This window comes from Caballeronia sp. LZ001 (assembly GCF_031450875.1).
Classification (GTDB): domain Bacteria; phylum Pseudomonadota; class Gammaproteobacteria; order Burkholderiales; family Burkholderiaceae; genus Caballeronia.
Genome location: NZ_JARTVX010000004.1, coordinates 3,658,348 through 3,673,124, shown reverse-complemented (window position 1 = coordinate 3,673,124; position 14,777 = coordinate 3,658,348). Strand labels below are relative to the sequence as shown.

At 61.4% G+C, this 14,777-nt stretch carries 20 protein-coding genes; all 20 read right to left on the bottom strand.

Annotated elements, in window-relative coordinates; all coding sequences use genetic code 11:
* Window positions 1-137: 137 nt before the first annotated feature.
* The gene (locus P9292_RS28180) at window positions 138-500 is read right to left on the bottom strand and encodes a histidine triad nucleotide-binding protein (protein WP_309962315.1); all 363 of its coding nucleotides are present in this window, start codon (window positions 498-500) and stop codon (window positions 138-140) included.
* Window positions 501-536: 36 nt separating this feature from the next.
* The gene (locus P9292_RS28175; protein ID WP_244826366.1) at window positions 537-929 is read right to left on the bottom strand and encodes a hypothetical protein; all 393 of its coding nucleotides are present in this window, start codon (window positions 927-929) and stop codon (window positions 537-539) included.
* Between the two features lie 28 nt (window positions 930-957).
* Complete coding sequence (locus P9292_RS28170) at window positions 958-1,326, bottom strand: phosphoribosyl-ATP diphosphatase (RefSeq protein WP_250509558.1); 369 nt, start codon at window positions 1,324-1,326, stop codon at window positions 958-960.
* A complete protein-coding gene (gene hisI / locus P9292_RS28165; protein ID WP_244826368.1) occupies window positions 1,323-1,727 on the bottom strand; it encodes a phosphoribosyl-AMP cyclohydrolase in 405 nt (134 codons plus the stop codon). Before hisI ends, P9292_RS28170 begins: the two co-directional genes overlap by 4 nt.
* A gap of 2 nt (window positions 1,728-1,729) precedes the next feature.
* Window positions 1,730-2,503, bottom strand: coding sequence for an imidazole glycerol phosphate synthase subunit HisF (hisF, locus tag P9292_RS28160; protein WP_309844553.1), 774 nt, complete (start codon window positions 2,501-2,503; stop codon window positions 1,730-1,732).
* An 86-nt stretch (window positions 2,504-2,589) separates the two neighbouring features.
* On the bottom strand, window positions 2,590-3,342 hold the full coding sequence (hisA, locus tag P9292_RS28155) for a 1-(5-phosphoribosyl)-5-[(5-phosphoribosylamino)methylideneamino]imidazole-4-carboxamide isomerase (protein ID WP_244826370.1): 753 nt from the start codon (window positions 3,340-3,342) through the stop codon (window positions 2,590-2,592).
* A 118-nt stretch (window positions 3,343-3,460) separates the two neighbouring features.
* Window positions 3,461-4,102: an imidazole glycerol phosphate synthase subunit HisH gene (hisH, locus tag P9292_RS28150; RefSeq protein ID WP_250509559.1), complete on the bottom strand. Its 642-nt coding sequence runs from the start codon at window positions 4,100-4,102 to the stop codon at window positions 3,461-3,463.
* A complete protein-coding gene (locus tag P9292_RS28145; protein WP_244826372.1) occupies window positions 4,099-4,719 on the bottom strand; it encodes a MarC family protein in 621 nt (206 codons plus the stop codon). Before P9292_RS28145 ends, hisH begins: the two co-directional genes overlap by 4 nt.
* A 54-nt stretch (window positions 4,720-4,773) precedes the next feature.
* Window positions 4,774-5,361 (bottom strand): imidazoleglycerol-phosphate dehydratase HisB, encoded by a 588-nt coding sequence (gene hisB / locus P9292_RS28140; RefSeq protein ID WP_244826373.1) that lies wholly within the window; start codon window positions 5,359-5,361, stop codon window positions 4,774-4,776.
* Window positions 5,362-5,394: 33 nt separating this feature from the next.
* Window positions 5,395-6,468 carry a histidinol-phosphate transaminase gene (gene hisC, locus P9292_RS28135; RefSeq protein WP_309962311.1) on the bottom strand — a complete coding sequence of 358 codons (1,074 nt, stop codon included), beginning with the start codon at window positions 6,466-6,468 and terminating at the stop codon, window positions 5,395-5,397.
* 72 nt (window positions 6,469-6,540) lie between these two features.
* On the bottom strand, window positions 6,541-7,863 hold the full coding sequence (gene hisD / locus P9292_RS28130; RefSeq protein WP_309844560.1) for a histidinol dehydrogenase: 1,323 nt from the start codon (window positions 7,861-7,863) through the stop codon (window positions 6,541-6,543).
* Between the two features lie 47 nt (window positions 7,864-7,910).
* Window positions 7,911-8,603: an ATP phosphoribosyltransferase gene (hisG, locus tag P9292_RS28125; protein ID WP_244826376.1), complete on the bottom strand. Its 693-nt coding sequence runs from the start codon at window positions 8,601-8,603 to the stop codon at window positions 7,911-7,913.
* Window positions 8,600-9,871 carry a UDP-N-acetylglucosamine 1-carboxyvinyltransferase gene (murA, locus tag P9292_RS28120; RefSeq protein ID WP_244826377.1) on the bottom strand — a complete coding sequence of 424 codons (1,272 nt, stop codon included), beginning with the start codon at window positions 9,869-9,871 and terminating at the stop codon, window positions 8,600-8,602. Before murA ends, hisG begins: the two co-directional genes overlap by 4 nt.
* A 144-nt stretch (window positions 9,872-10,015) precedes the next feature.
* Window positions 10,016-10,255 (bottom strand): BolA family protein, encoded by a 240-nt coding sequence (locus P9292_RS28115; protein WP_244826378.1) that lies wholly within the window; start codon window positions 10,253-10,255, stop codon window positions 10,016-10,018.
* 17 nt (window positions 10,256-10,272) lie between these two features.
* Entirely contained in the window at window positions 10,273-11,028 is a 756-nt protein-coding gene (locus P9292_RS28110; protein ID WP_244826379.1) for an ABC transporter permease, read from the bottom strand.
* On the bottom strand, window positions 11,025-11,951 hold the full coding sequence (locus P9292_RS28105; protein WP_244826380.1) for an ABC transporter ATP-binding protein: 927 nt from the start codon (window positions 11,949-11,951) through the stop codon (window positions 11,025-11,027). The genes P9292_RS28110 and P9292_RS28105 overlap by 4 nt, the downstream gene beginning before the upstream one ends.
* A 202-nt stretch (window positions 11,952-12,153) precedes the next feature.
* Window positions 12,154-12,453: an STAS domain-containing protein gene (locus P9292_RS28100; RefSeq protein ID WP_309844566.1), complete on the bottom strand. Its 300-nt coding sequence runs from the start codon at window positions 12,451-12,453 to the stop codon at window positions 12,154-12,156.
* Window positions 12,450-13,079, bottom strand: a complete 630-nt coding sequence (locus tag P9292_RS28095) for a phospholipid-binding protein MlaC (RefSeq protein ID WP_244826382.1) — start codon at window positions 13,077-13,079, stop codon at window positions 12,450-12,452. The genes P9292_RS28100 and P9292_RS28095 overlap by 4 nt, the downstream gene beginning before the upstream one ends.
* Window positions 13,080-13,203: 124 nt before the next feature.
* On the bottom strand, window positions 13,204-14,133 hold the full coding sequence (locus tag P9292_RS28090; protein ID WP_250509562.1) for a VacJ family lipoprotein: 930 nt from the start codon (window positions 14,131-14,133) through the stop codon (window positions 13,204-13,206).
* Window positions 14,134-14,144: 11 nt separating this feature from the next.
* Window positions 14,145-14,711 carry an outer membrane lipid asymmetry maintenance protein MlaD gene (gene mlaD, locus P9292_RS28085; protein ID WP_309962309.1) on the bottom strand — a complete coding sequence of 189 codons (567 nt, stop codon included), beginning with the start codon at window positions 14,709-14,711 and terminating at the stop codon, window positions 14,145-14,147.
* Between the last annotated feature and the right edge of the window lie 66 nt (window positions 14,712-14,777).

Here is a 14,777-nt window from a genome sequence, read left to right as displayed (position 1 = left end):
ATTCCGCCGCAACGGCTTTGTGCGAACGGAAGATCGGCCTTGCGGCCCGCGCCGAAAAAGTCACTTCAGCTATGAATACCGATTCTGCGCGTCCAATATTGCATTGGAAAGGCGTTTGCCGACAAAATTTGCGGTTTTCAGCCCATCCGGCGCCACGGACGCTCTCCTGCCAGCAAATGCGCGTGGATGTGATAAACCTCCTGTCCACCGCCCGGCCCCGTGTTGATCACCGTCCGGAATCCCGTCTCGCCGCCCGTGTAGGAGACGCCGAGATCTTTTGCCAGACGACCAACGAGACATACCATTCTACCAAGCAGCGGCGCGTCGCTTTCCGTGCAGTGCGACAGCGTTTCGATGTGCTTCCGGGGAATGACGAGCACGTGAACCGGCGCGGCCGGATTGATGTCGTTGAAGGCGACGAACTCATCGTCCTCATAGAGCTTCGTGCTTGGCAGTTGTCCTGACGCAATCTTGCAGAAAATGCAGTTGTCTTGGCTCATGAAATTCCCGTGTCTCCTGTTGCCAGGTGTTGCCGTTCAAAACCACGCGCGTGGGTCGAACGTTTTTCCTTCATAAAGATACAGCCAACCTTTGATGACACGATAAAGCGTCCAGATGCCGACCGCGAAAAGAATCACGAAGCCGATCCCGACGAAAATGAGCGCCGCGCCGACCAGATGTCCGAGGACAGCCCACCAGAACGTGCGGATCTGCCAGGTGAAATGGGCTTCGTAAGGCGTTCCGACGGTATCGCCGCGTTTCAGATAATTGATGATGATCGCGACAAGCACGGTCAACCCGCCCGTTAGCCAATAGAGCGCGTAAAGCGCATACAAGACATGCGTGAGCGTCTTGAGGCTGCTCAGCCGCTGCGGGTCGAGCTGATTCTGATACACCGGCGGCGGGTACTGTTCGTGAGGCGTATTCACGGGGCCCTCCTTCGCAATGGGCGTCTCGTCAGCTGCCGTTTTGCTCGCGCTCGCGCGTTTTGCGCAGCGCTTTTTCTTCGATACCCGACAAACCTTCGCGCCGTTCCAACTCGGCGATCACGTCGGCGGGGCTCAGGTCGAAATGCGACAGCATCACGAGACAATGGAACCACAGGTCGGCGACTTCCCCGACGAGCGCTTTCGGCGCGCCGCCGTGGCGCGCATCCTTCGCGGCGAGTACGACTTCCGTCGCTTCCTCGCCGATCTTCTTCAGGATCGCGTCGTCACCTTTATGAAAGAGTCGCGAAACGTAGGATTGTTCCGGATCGCCGCCTTTTCGACCGTCGATAACCGCGGCGAGGCGCAGCAGCGTGTCCTGCGTGGTGGCTTGCGTCATTTGTAAATACTTTCGGGGTCTTTCAGAACCGGCTCGACCGCGACCCACGCGCCGTCTTGCGCCGTTCCTTCGAATTTCTGGAAAAAGCAGGAATGACGGCCGGTGTGGCACGCGATCCCCGATACCTGTTCGACTTTGAGCAGCACGACGTCTTCGTCGCAATCGAGCCGCACTTCATGCACATGCTGAACGTGCCCCGATTCCTCGCCCTTGAACCACAGCCGCTGACGCGAACGCGAAAAATAGACGGCGCGCTTCAGTTCGATGGTTTTGGCGAGCGCCTCGCGATTCATCCAGGCGAACATGAGCACGTCGTTGCTCGATGCTTCCTGCGCGATCACCGGCACGAGGCCGTTCGCGTCCCAGTTCACCTTGTCGAGCCAGTCGGCTTGATCCGTCACCGTCAATTCCTCACCGAAATGCCTTGGTCGGCCATGAAGCGCTTGGCTTCGCCGACCGTGTGTTCGCCATAGTGAAAAATGCTCGCGGCCAGAACGGCGTCGGCGCGGCCTTCCGTGATGCCATCCGCCAGATGCTTGAGCGTACCGACGCCGCCCGAAGCGATCACCGGCACGGGCACGGCGTCCGACACGGCGCGCGTGAGCGCGAGGTCGAAGCCGGACTTGGTGCCGTCGCGATCCATGCTGGTCAGCAGAATTTCGCCCGCGCCGAATTCGGCCATCTTGCGCGCCCATTCGATCGCGTCGATGCCCGTTGCCTTGCGCCCGCCGTGCGTGAACACTTCCCAGCGCGGCGGCTCGCCATCGGCGGAAACGCGCTTGGCGTCAATGGCAACGACGATGCATTGCGAACCGTGCTTGTCGGATGCATCGCGTACGAGTTGCGGATTCGCCACCGCCGACGAATTCATGCTGATCTTGTCCGCGCCGGCGTTGAGCAGGCGCCGCACGTCTTCGACGGCGCGCACGCCGCCACCGACGGTCAGCGGAATGAACACCTGAGACGCGACCGATTCGATGATCGGCAAAATGAGGTCGCGCTGGTCGGAAGTCGCGGTGATGTCGAGGAACGTGAGTTCGTCCGCGCCTTGGTCGTCGTAGCGTCGCGCGATCTCCACGGGATCGCCCGCGTCGCGCAGTTCGACGAAGTTGACCCCTTTGACGACGCGCCCGGCGGTCACGTCGAGACAGGGGATGATGCGTTTAGCGAGAGCCATGTTCCGCCACTGCAGGTCCAAAACGAATGAAGGGCGGCAAGAGCCGCCGCCCGGCGTGCTGCAACGTGCTCGCGCCCGAAAGAGCCTCAGGCACCGTCCGCTTCGCGCAACGCATCCGCGCGCGTTTGCGCGGAAGTGAAGTCCAGGTCGCCGGAATAGATGGCGCGACCGCAGATCACGCCTTCGATGCCTTCGCCCTCGACTTCGCAGAGCGACTCGATGTCCGCGATGCTCGACAGTCCGCCGCTCGCGATCACCGGAATCTTCACGGCTTGCGCGAGCCGCACGGTGGCGTCGATATTGATGCCCTGAAGCATGCCGTCGCGCCCGATGTCCGTGTAGATGATCGACTCGCAGCCGTAGTCTTCGAACTTGCGCCCGAGATCCACTACTTCGTGGCCGGTCAGTTTGCTCCAGCCGTCGGTGGCGACTTTGCCGTCCTTGGCGTCGAGCCCGACGATGATATGCCCCCCGAACGCGCTGCACGCATCCTGCAGGAAGCCGGGATTCTTCACCGCCGCCGTGCCGATGATGACGAACGAGAGACCGTCGTCGAGATAGCGCTCGATGGTGTTCAGGTCGCGAATGCCGCCGCCTAGTTGCACGGGAATCTCGCTACCCACTTCGTCGATGATTGCGCGGATAGCGTCGCCGTTCCTCGGCTTGCCCGCGAAGGCGCCGTTCAGATCGACGAGGTGTAGTCTGCGCGCCCCTCGGTCGACCCAGTGCCGGGCCATTGCCGCCGGATCTTCTGAAAAAATGGTCGCCTGGTCCATATCGCCTTGTTTGAGGCGCACGCACTGACCGTCTTTGAGATCGATGGCCGGAATGAGCAGCATAGGTATCGCGTATTTTCTGGATTGAGTTGATCGAAACGGCCGCGCGTGAGGTCTCGGTGCCTTACAGCGGGCCGCTTCGCTAGTGTAGTACAAGTATTGCAACGCCCGGTTGCGCGCTTTACGGGTTCCAGTGAACGAAGTTGCGATACAGCCGCAAGCCCGCGTCGGCGCTCTTCTCGGGGTGGAATTGCGTGGCGAAGATGTTGTCGCGCGCCACCGCCGATGTGAACGCGGAACCATAAACGGTTTCGCCCGAAGTGTGCGCCGGGTTGTCCGGCACGACGTAGTAACTATGCACGAAGTAGAAGAACGCGCCATCCGCCACGCCGTCCCACACCGGATGCGCTTGCGTCTGATGCACGCGGTTCCAGCCCATTTGCGGCACCTTGAAGCGCGAGCCGTCGTCCTGCAATTGGCCTTCGAGTTGAAAGCGCACGACCTTCCCGGGGAAAAGCCCGAGGCCCTTCGTGTCGCCTTCTTCGCTCCAGTCGAACAGCATCTGTTCGCCGACGCAAACGCCGAGCATCGGCTTGTTGCGCGACGCTTCGATCACTGCATCCTGCAAGCCCGACGCGCCCAGATGGCCCATGCAATCGCGCATCGCGCCTTGACCCGGCAGCACGATACGATCCGCCGCGCGAATGGCCTCGGGCTGATCGACGATCGCCACGTCGGCGTCGGGCGCGGCCTTCTTAAGCGCCTGATACACCGAGCGCAGGTTGCCCATTCCGTAATCAACAATCGCTATCGAAGTTTTCATTTCAAAGATGGCATCAAGGCCTTCAACCCGTTGACGATGAACTCCACCGCCAGCGCGGACAACATCAAACCCATGAGACGCGTGCCGATATTGATACCCGTGCGCCCGACCCAGCGCGCGATCGGCTCGGCCAGATTCAACGCGCCGAAACACAACGCCGCGATGATCGCGCCCAGCACGACGAGCCCGAAGCGGTCGTACCAGTGCTGCGCATTTGCAGCATAGACGATCACGGTGCTGATCGATCCCGGCCCGGTGAGCAGCGGAATCGCGAGCGGCACAACGGCAACGCTATTGCGCTCCTCGGCTTCCATGCGCTCCTCGACGGTCGAGCGCGCGTTGCCGACTTGCGCGTTCAACATGCTGATCGCCATGAGCAGCATGATGATCCCGCCGCCGACTTCGAACGAGCCGACCGAAATGCCGAAGAACGCGATGATCTGCTGCCCGAGCAGCGCGGTGATCGCGATTACGCAGAACACCGAGATCGATGCCACGCGGATGGTATTGCGCTTTTCGAGATCGGATTGTTGCGCGGTCAGGCTAAGAAAAAACGGTATCGCGCCGACCGGATTGATCAGCGCGAGCAAGGATATGAACGACTTGAAGAGATCCATCGCGGGCGAGCCTTTCGTGCACGACGCATTGCTGCGTCGCTTGGAACGGGCTGATCAGAGACTGCCTTTGGTGGAAGGAATTTGTCCTGCGGCGCGTTCGTCGGCTTCGACGGCCATGCGCAACGCGCGGCCGAACGCCTTGAACACGGTCTCGACCTGATGATGCGCGTTGATGCCGCGCAGATTGTCGATGTGCAGTGTCACGCCCGCGTGATTCACGAAGCCACGGAAAAATTCGATGGTGAGATCGACATCGAACGTACCGATGCGCGCGCGCGTAAACGGCACATGGAATTCGAGCCCCGGACGGCCGGAGAAATCGATCACGACGCGCGACAGCGCTTCATCGAGCGGAACATACGAGTGGCCATAACGGCGAATGCCCTTGCGGTCGCCAATGGCTTTCGCCACCGCCTGACCCAGCGTGATACCGGTGTCTTCGACGGTGTGGTGATCGTCGATATGGAGGTCGCCATGCGCTTCGACTTCGAGATCGAACAGGCCGTGTCGCGCGATCTGATCGAGCATGTGATCCAGAAACGGCACGCCGGTGGCGAGCTTCTGCTTGCCGGTGCCGTCCAGATCGAGCTTCACACGGATCTGCGTTTCGCTGGTGTTGCGAACGACTTCCGCAATGCGCATGGTGTTTCCTTGAGGCTTTCGAAGAGTGGGGATTTAGTTGAGCGCGAGCTTTTTGAGCGCCGCGACCATGTGCGCGTTTTCCTCGGCCGTGCCGACCGTCAAACGCACGCAATTTGCCAGCAAAGCATGCATTTTACTCACGTTTTTGACGAGAACCCGCGAAGTCAGCAGGGTTTCGAACGCGACGGCGGCATCCGGCACGCGCACGAGCAGAAAGTTGCCCGCGCTCGGATACACCGTCATGCCGGGCAGCGCGGCGACTTCGCGCGCGAGGACGGCGCGCTGCGCGCGCAGATCGGCGGCCTGGGCGTCGAGGACATCGAGATGATCCAGCAGGAAATCAGCGGTTGCCTGCGTTAGCACGTTGATGTTGTACGGCGGGCGCACCTTGTCGAATTGCATGGTCCACGCGGGCAGACCGACCAGATAACCAAGCCGGATGCCCGCAAGTCCGAGCTTCGACACCGTGCGCATGACGACCACGTTGTCGTACTCGGCCGCGCGCGGCAGCCACGTCTTTTCCGCGAACGGCTGATAAGCCTCGTCGATGACCACGAGACTCTTCTTCGCCGACGCGATCACGCGCTCGATGTCGGCATCGGCGTAAAGCGTGCCGGTCGGATTGTTCGGGTACGCGAGATAAACGAGCGCGGGCTGATGTTCGTCGATAGCCGCGATGAGCGCGTTTGCGTCTAGCGTGAAGTCCGCGTTGAGCGGCACGCCGATGAATTCGAGCTGCGCGAACTTCGCCGACATCTGATACATCACGAAGCCCGGCATCGGCGCCACGACTTTCGTGCCGGGCGTGGCGCACGCCATCGACATCATGCTGATCAGTTCGTCCGAGCCGTTGCCGAGCAGCACGTCGCAGGCTTCCGGCACCTTCATTGCACGCTTGATCTTGGCGAGCAGATCCGCCGGACGCGGCGATGGATAACGGTTCAGCGCCACGCCCGCGAGATGTTCGCCAAGACGCTTGGCGAGATCGGCGGGCAAGGAGTACGGGTTTTCCATCGCGTCGAGCTTGATCAAGCCCGTGGAATCGGCCACGGGATAGCTCGTCATGGAAAGGACGTCGGGACGCAGGATGTCTTGAGGTGTGGTCATGATGTCGCCGACGTCTTCGCGCCGGACATATGGCGGCTCTCAGGCCGCCTTGGTCGTCTAAGCCGGCCAGATTCAGCCGACGTTTTTCATCCGATACTCCGCGCTCTTCGCATGCGCTTGCAAGCCTTCGCCGTAAGCCAGTTCCGCCGCGATCTCGCCGAGCGTCTGCGCGCCTTCCGCGCTTACTTCGATCACACTCGAACGCTTCATGAAATCGTACACGCCGAGCGGCGACGAGAAGCGCGCCGTGCGTGAAGTCGGCAACACGTGGTTCGGGCCCGCGCAGTAATCGCCGAGGCTTTCGCTCGTGTAGCGGCCAAGGAACATGGCGCCCGCGTTGTGGATTTGCGCAGCCCACTGATGCGGATCGAGCGCCGAAATCTCCAGATGCTCGGGCGCGATATCGTTCGCGATCGCGCACGCTTCGGCCATGTCCTTCACCTTGATGAGCGCGCCGCGGTCTTCGAGCGAGCGCTGAATGACTTCGCGGCGCGGCATGGCCGGCAGCAATTCGACGATGGCTTCTTCGACGCGCCGAATGAACGTCGCGTCCGGACACAGCAGAATGGATTGCGCGAGTTCGTCGTGTTCGGCTTGCGAGAACAGGTCCATCGCGACCCAGCGCGGGTCGGTGGTGGCGTCGCAGATGACGAGAATTTCGGACGGCCCGGCGATCATGTCGATACCGACCGTGCCGAACACGCGCCGCTTCGCCGATGCGACATACGCGTTGCCCGGCCCGCAGATCTTGTCGACCGCCGGCACGGATTCGGTCCCGTACGCCAGCGCGCCAACCGCCTGCGCCCCGCCGATGGTGAACACGCGGTCCACGCCGCCGAGCAGCGCCGCCGCGAGCACGAGCGGGTTCTTGACGCCATCGGGCGTCGGCACGACCATCACGATTTCCTTGACGCCCGCAACGCGCGCCGGAATGGCGTTCATCAGCACGGACGACGGATACGCCGCCTTCCCGCCCGGCACGTAGATGCCCGCGCGATCGATCGGCGTCACCTTCTGGCCGAGCACCGTGCCGTCGGCTTCGGTGTAATGCCAGCTATGACTGCCGCATTCGATGCGTTGCTTCTCGTGATATCCGCGCACGCGAGCAGCCGCTGCTTCGAGCGCCGCGCGACGTTTCGGCTCAAGCCCTTCCAGCGCGGCTTCGAGTTCCGCCACGGGCAATTCGAGCGCCGCGACGCTGTGCGCCTTCAGACGATCGAACTGGTTGGTGTAGTCGAGCACGGCGGCGTCGCCGCGCGCTTTGACATCCGCGAGAATTTGCGCGACCGAGCGCTCTATTGCTTCGTCCTCGCTCGCCTCGAATGCGAGAACCGCGCGCAAAGCTTTCTGAAAACCGTCGGTGCTGGAATCGAGTTTGCGAATCTTGATAGACATGCTGGTTTTCCGTTTGCTGTGGCTCGCCGCGCGACTACGCGGCTGCCCTAATTATCCGTTCCTGCCGATGCGCGCTCGAAAGCGTCGAGATACGGCTTGAGCGCCGCGCGCTTCAGCTTGAGCGCGGCCTGATTCACGACGAGGCGCGACGAAATCTGCATGATCTCTTCAACCTCGACCAGATTATTCGCCCGCAGCGTGCCGCCCGAACTGACGAGATCGACGATGGCATCGGCCAGACCGACGAGCGGCGCCAGTTCCATCGAACCGTAAAGCTTGATCAGATCGACGTGCACGCCCTTCGCCGCAAAATGCTCACGCGCGGTTTCCGTGTACTTCGTCGCGACACGCAGACGCGCGCCCTGACGCACCGCGTTCGCGTAATCGAAGCCAGCTTTCACGGCCACCGACATCCGGCAGCGCGCAATGTTCAGATCAACCGGCTGATACAGCCCGCTTCCGCCATGCTCGATCAACACGTCCTTGCCCGCCACGCCGAAATCGGCCGCGCCGTATTCGACGTAGGTAGGAACGTCGGTGGCGCGCACGATGATCACGCGCAAGTTCGGATTCGTCGTCGGCAAAATGAGCTTGCGCGAGCTTTCCGGATCTTCCACGACCTCCACGCCGGCAGCGGCGAGCAGCGGCACCGTCTCCTCGAAGATACGCCCTTTCGACAGCGCGAGCGTCAGCGGCGCATTGGCGGCAAGCGAGGACGACGTCTGCGGCAACGAACTCATTGTTCGCTCCCGCTGCCCTTGATACGGCTCACCCGCGCGCCGACCGCCGTCAGCTTCGACTCCATGCGGTCGTAGCCACGATCCAGGTGATAGATGCGGTCGATGAGCGTTTCGCCATCGGCGCACATTGCCGCGATCACGAGACTTGCCGACGCGCGCAGATCGGTCGCCATGACCTTCGCGCCCGACAGCATGTCCACGCCCGAGACGAGCGCCGTGTTGCCGTCGATGGTAATGCTCGCGCCAAGCCGGTTCAGTTCCTGCACGTGCATGAAGCGGTTTTCGAAGATCGTCTCGACGACTTGCGACGTGCCCTTGGCAATAGTGTTCAGCGCCATGAATTGCGCCTGCATGTCAGTGGGGAACGCCGGATATTCGGACGTGCGGATGTTGACCGCTTCGGGGCGCTTGTTCATGCGCACGCGCATCCAGTCGTCGCCTTCCTCGATGCTCACGCCTGCTTCGCGCAGCTTGGCGGTGACGGCATCGAGCAGCGACGGCGTGACGTTGCGCAGCGTGACATCGCCGCCCGCGGCCGCGACCGCGCACAGGAACGTGCCCGCTTCGATACGGTCCGGCACCACGCTATGCTTCGCGCCGTGCAGCTTCTCGACGCCCTCGATGACGAGCCGATCCGTGCCGATGCCATCGATCTTCGCGCCCATCTTCACGAGCAAATGCGCGAGGTCGGTAACTTCCGGCTCGCGCGCGGCATTTTCGATGACCGTCTCGCCGTCCGCAAGCACTGCCGCCATCAGCAGATTTTCGGTGCCGGTGACGGTAATCATGTCGGTGACGATGCGCGCGCCCTTCAGACGCTTCGCGCGCGCTTCGATGAAGCCGTGCTCGATATTGATCTCGGCGCCCATCGCCTGCAGACCCTTGATGTGCTGATCGACCGGACGCGCGCCGATTGCGCAGCCGCCGGGCAACGACACCTTCGCCTCGCCGAAGCGCGCGACGAGCGGACCGAGCACGAGGATCGACGCGCGCATGGTCTTGACCATTTCGTACGGCGCGACGAGGTTGTCTACTTTCGATGCGTTGAGCGTCACGCGGCCATCGCTCGACGCTTCGGAGTGCACGCCCATCTGGCGCAGCAATTTGAGCTTCGTGCGCGTGTCCTGCAAATTCGGCACATTCGACAGATGGACGTCGTCGGCCGTGAGAAGGCTTGCGCACAGAATCGGCAGAGCCGCGTTCTTCGCGCCCGATACGGTGATTTCGCCGGAGAGCTTCGCGCCCCCCGTGATGACCAGTTTATCCATGATGACGTGTCCTTCGACCGAGCGTCCTGCTGCGGAGCCGCTTTCGGCGCCGCGGTTGTCTTGAATGATTCGCACTGTTTCCTGCCGGTGTTGCCGGGTGTTACGGGATGTTGCGTGTTGCGTATTGCTACGAATGTCGCGTATTTACGCGGCTTTGAATTCGTCGGGCGTAAGCGTCTTCATGCTGAGCGCGTGAATTTCTTCGCGCATGCGCTCGCCAAGCGCCGCATAAACCAGTTGATGCCGCGCGATCAGCCGCTTGCCGACGAACGCGTCGCTCACGATGGTCGCGAAGAAGTGCTGGCCATCGCCTTCAACTTCGAGATGCTGGCAGGCGAGGCCGCCAGCGATGTAGTCCTTCACTTGCTCGGGAGTCGGCAACATGAAAGTCTCCTAAAGAATTAGTGACGCAGCTTGAAGCCGCTCGCGAGCAGACGCACGGCAATGAGCGCGAGCACGGCCAGAAATGCAGCGACGATACCCATGCTCACCAGCGGATTCACGTCCGAAAGACCGAAAAAGCCGTAGCGGAAACCGTCGATCATGTAGAAGAACGGATTCAGATGCGACACCGCGCGCCAAACCGGCGGCAACGTATGCGTCGAATAGAACACGCCGGAAAGGAACGTGAGCGGCATGATCAGGAAGTTCTGAAACGCGGCCAACTGGTCGAACTTGTCTGCCCAGATGCCGGCAATCAAACCCAACGTACCGAGGATTGCCGAACCGAGGATCGCGAACGCAATGATGTAGAACGGCGCGGAAAAAGACATCGGGACGAACCATATCGTCACGACGAAAACGCCAAGCCCGACACAAAGTCCACGCGCTACCGATGCCAAAACGTACGCAAAGAACATTTCCCAATGCGCAATGGGCGGCAACAGCACGAACACGAGATTGCCTGTGATCTTCGATTGAATCAGCGACGACGAGCTATTCGCAAACGCGTTCTGCAAAACGCTCATCATCACGAGGCCGGGCACGAGAAAGCTCGTATAACCAACGCCAGCATAAACTTGTACGTGCCCGGAAAGCGCGTGACCGAAGATGGTCAGATACAGCAACGCCGTGACGACCGGCGCGAGCACCGTTTGAAACGATACCTTCCAGAAGCGCAAAAGCTCCTTGTAGAACAACGTCTGAAAGCCGCTCATGAAAGTCCCTCGACCACGTCGGGTTCGTTCATGACTTGCACGAACACGTCTTCGAGATCGGCTTTGCGAACCTCGATTTCATCCAGCGCGCAACCGGCCGCGCGGCACTTCGCGAGAATCGGCTCGACATCGTCGTAGCTCGAAAGGCGCAGCAGGTGCTGCATGCCGGACACCGCGTGCGGATCGACTTCCAGCGGACGCAGTTCCACAGGCAGCGAGCCGCTCGAAAAGCGCAGATAAAGTTGCAGACCGGAAAAGCGTTGCAGAAGCGTGCTCGTGCGCTCGAGCGCCACGACTTCACCACGACGAAGCATGGCGAGACGATCACATAGCGCCTCGGCTTCTTCGAGGTAATGCGTGGTCAGCACGATGGTGTGCCCTTCGCGATTCAACCGCGAGATGAACTTCCAGAGCGTCTGACGAAGTTCGACATCGACGCCCGCCGTGGGCTCGTCGAGCACGATCACCGGCGGCCGATGCACCAGCGCCTGCGCCACCAGCACGCGTCGCTTCATGCCGCCCGAGAGCGCGCGCGTGTTGACGTCCGCTTTCTCGGTGAGATCGAGATTGGCCATGACTTCGTCGATCCAGTCGTCGTTCTTGCGCAAACCGAAATAGCCCGACTGAATTCGCAAAGCCTCGCGCACGGTGAAGAACGGATCGAACACCAGTTCTTGCGGCACCACGCCAAGCGCACGGCGCGCCGCGCGGAAGTCGCTCACGACATCGTGGCCGCGCACGGACACCGTGCCGCTATCGGCGCGCGCGAGTCCGGCAAGGATGCTGATCAGCGTGGTCTTGCCGGCGCCGTTGGGGCCGAGCAAGCCGAAGAATTCGCCCTCTTCAACCGTGAGGCTCACGCCTTTGAGCGCCTGAAGCTGCTTGTAGCGCTTTCTGACGTTTCGGATTTCTATGGCTGACATTGACAGTGCGCGTGCCTCGTGTGGCCGCGCCTCGATTGTGCGGATAACGCTTGACAGACCCGGGCTCGATCGAAAAATTGCCGGGTGCGGGCCCGAAAAAGCATTTGATTATAGGGCAAACCGGATGGAGCCGACTTCGGAGCGATCCTGATCGCGGCAACGCATGCCTGGTTGCCGCACCTGATATGGCGTCAGGACAGGATCAATGTCGGAAGGAGAGCAGCGTGTCGACGCCGTAAGCTTGCGCGAGACTGGCAAGCTTGAAAGGAACATTCACGACGCCAAGCGCCGTGCCGCGCTCGGTGGCGGCGCGCTGCCATGCAAGCAGCACGGCGAGCGCGGATGAATCGAAATGCGTGAGCGGCGCGCAGTCGACTTCAGTTGCACCCGCCGCGATACGCGACAAACCCGCGTCGAGCGCAGCCTTCGCGCTTTCGTGGGTCAGCGTGGCGGCCGTCTGGAAGCGGCCGCCCGCGACTTGCGCATTTGCCTGCGTGCTCACGATGCCTTGCCGTTCGCGAGTTGCTGATTACGCTGCGTGAGGAATTGCAGCAAGCCAGCCACGCCATTCTGCGAAATCTGCTCGTTGAACTGTTGCTGATACGCCTGGATCAGCCATGCGCCGAGCACGTTGATGTCGTACACGCGCCAGCCTTGCGGCGTTTTGTACAGGCGGTAGTCGAGTTCGATCGGCGAGCCGTTGTTCATCACGACCGAGCGGACCACGACATCCGTGTCCTCCGGCGACGCGCGGAACGGCTTGTACTGTACCGTCTGATTACGAACCTGAGCGAGCGCGCCCGAATACGTGCGAATGAGCAGCATCTTGAATTGCTCGACGATCTGCTTTTGTTGCTCGGGCGTTGCCGTGTTCCAGTTGCGCCCCATCACGAGACGCGTGGTACGCGTGAAGTCCGTGTACGGCAGGATCTTCTGATTGACGAGTTCAGTGATGCGCTGGATGTCGCCCGACTGAATCTTGCTGTCGGACTTGATGTCGTCGAGCACTTGTTGCGTGACGGTCTTGATCATCACGTCGGGCGCGCTCGAGTCGACGGATTGCGCCGACGCCGCGCCGCAGAACGCGATCAGCATGGCGAAGATAGGAAGCAAAAAGATTTTTTTCATCGCAGATCCTGCAAAAAAAGGGGCTTGAGTTTGAGCGCGCTGGCTAGAACGAGTTCAGACCGCGCGCCTGTCAAACTGTAAAAAATGCTGCCAAGTATTTTACCGGCCGTTAGCGTCAGTCCGCTCAACGCAAGCGGAACGAAGGGAATCCCGGCGCGCGCGGCGGAACGTACTGATGTCCCGGAACCGTGTTGTTGCCCGTGTCGCTCGCTGCGCGCGGCGCGCCAGCGGCTCCAGAAGCAGGCGTCGCGCCCGATGCCGCTTCGGACGGAACCGCCGTCGCCGAAGCGCCCGCCGGAGTCGCGGCTTCCGCGCCTTCCGCATCGTAGTTTGGAAGCGGCGCTTCGCTGTAATCGGGCGAGGTGCCTTCGCCACCGGTGATCAGATATTGCCGCCGCTGCAGGTAAGCGTTACGAACGAAAGAGTATTTGTCGAGCGCGGCATCCGAAAGAATGTCGGATGCATCCAGCAGGTTCGCGCGTGTGTTCACGAGATTTACGCCGTACAAGGCCCAGCTCACGGAATCCGGCTGCACGTAACTCAGCGGATTACCGAAATAATCGACCGCGAGGCCGCCGGTATCGCGCACGGTGCTTGGTCCAAGAAGCGGCAGCACGACGTACGGGCCAGGCGGCACGCCGTAGTGGCCGAGCGTGAGACCGAAGTCGCCCGAATGCTTCGGCAGCTTGGCGATGGTCGCCACGTCGAACAGACCGCCCACGCCGAACACCGTGTTGATTGCGACGCGCATGATGTCCGACACGCCATCCGCGATTCTCAGTTGCAGAAGATTGTTCGCCGCGATGTAGACATCGCCGATATTCGAGAAGAAGTTCGTGACGCTGTTGCGCACGGGTTCCGGGACGGCCCAGACGTAAGCCTGCGCCACCGGCTTGAACGCGTATTGATCGACCTTGTCGTTGATCGTGAACATCGTCCGGTTGTAGCTCTCGAAGGGATCGCCCTTGGTCGGAGTGGTCACTGTCGCGCACCCGCCGAACATGCCCACCGTTGCCGCTAGAACGATTGCGCGCCGCATCCCTGTCGAGTGCATGTTGTTTCTCCTTATTGAGCCGTACCCGAGGCTGCGCTCGCGCCCATAGCGCTTGCCGCACCCGGAAATGCCGGTGCGGGAGCTGCCGTTGCCGCCGGCGCCGCCGAGGGTTTCGACGCGCCGGAATCCGCTGCCTTGTTATAGAGGAACTGTCCGATCAGATTTTCCAGCACCACGGCGGACTGCGTCATCGTGATGGTGTCGCCATTCTTGAGCATCTGATCGTCGCCGCCCGGCTCCAGGCCGATGTACTGCTCGCCGAGCAGACCGGAAGTCAGAATCTTGGCGGACGAATCTTTCGGAAATTGATATTGCTTGTCGATGTCGATGGCGACCACCGCCTGATACGTATTTCCATCGAAGCTGATCGAGCCGACGCGCCCGACCGTGACGCCCGCGCTCTTGACCGGCGCGCGCGCCTTAAGGCCGCCGATGTTGTCGAACTTGAGCTTCACCGCGTAGGTCTGCTGGAACGACAGCGAACTCATGTTGCCCGCCTTCAGCGCAAGGAACAGCAGCGCCACAAAACCGAGCACCACGAAGAGGCCGACCCAAAAGTCGAGAGCAGTCTTTTTCATCGTCTTCCCAAAGAGAATCTTGTCGCAGAGCGCGTGTGGGGTCTGTGCCCTTCACAACGCCCACGC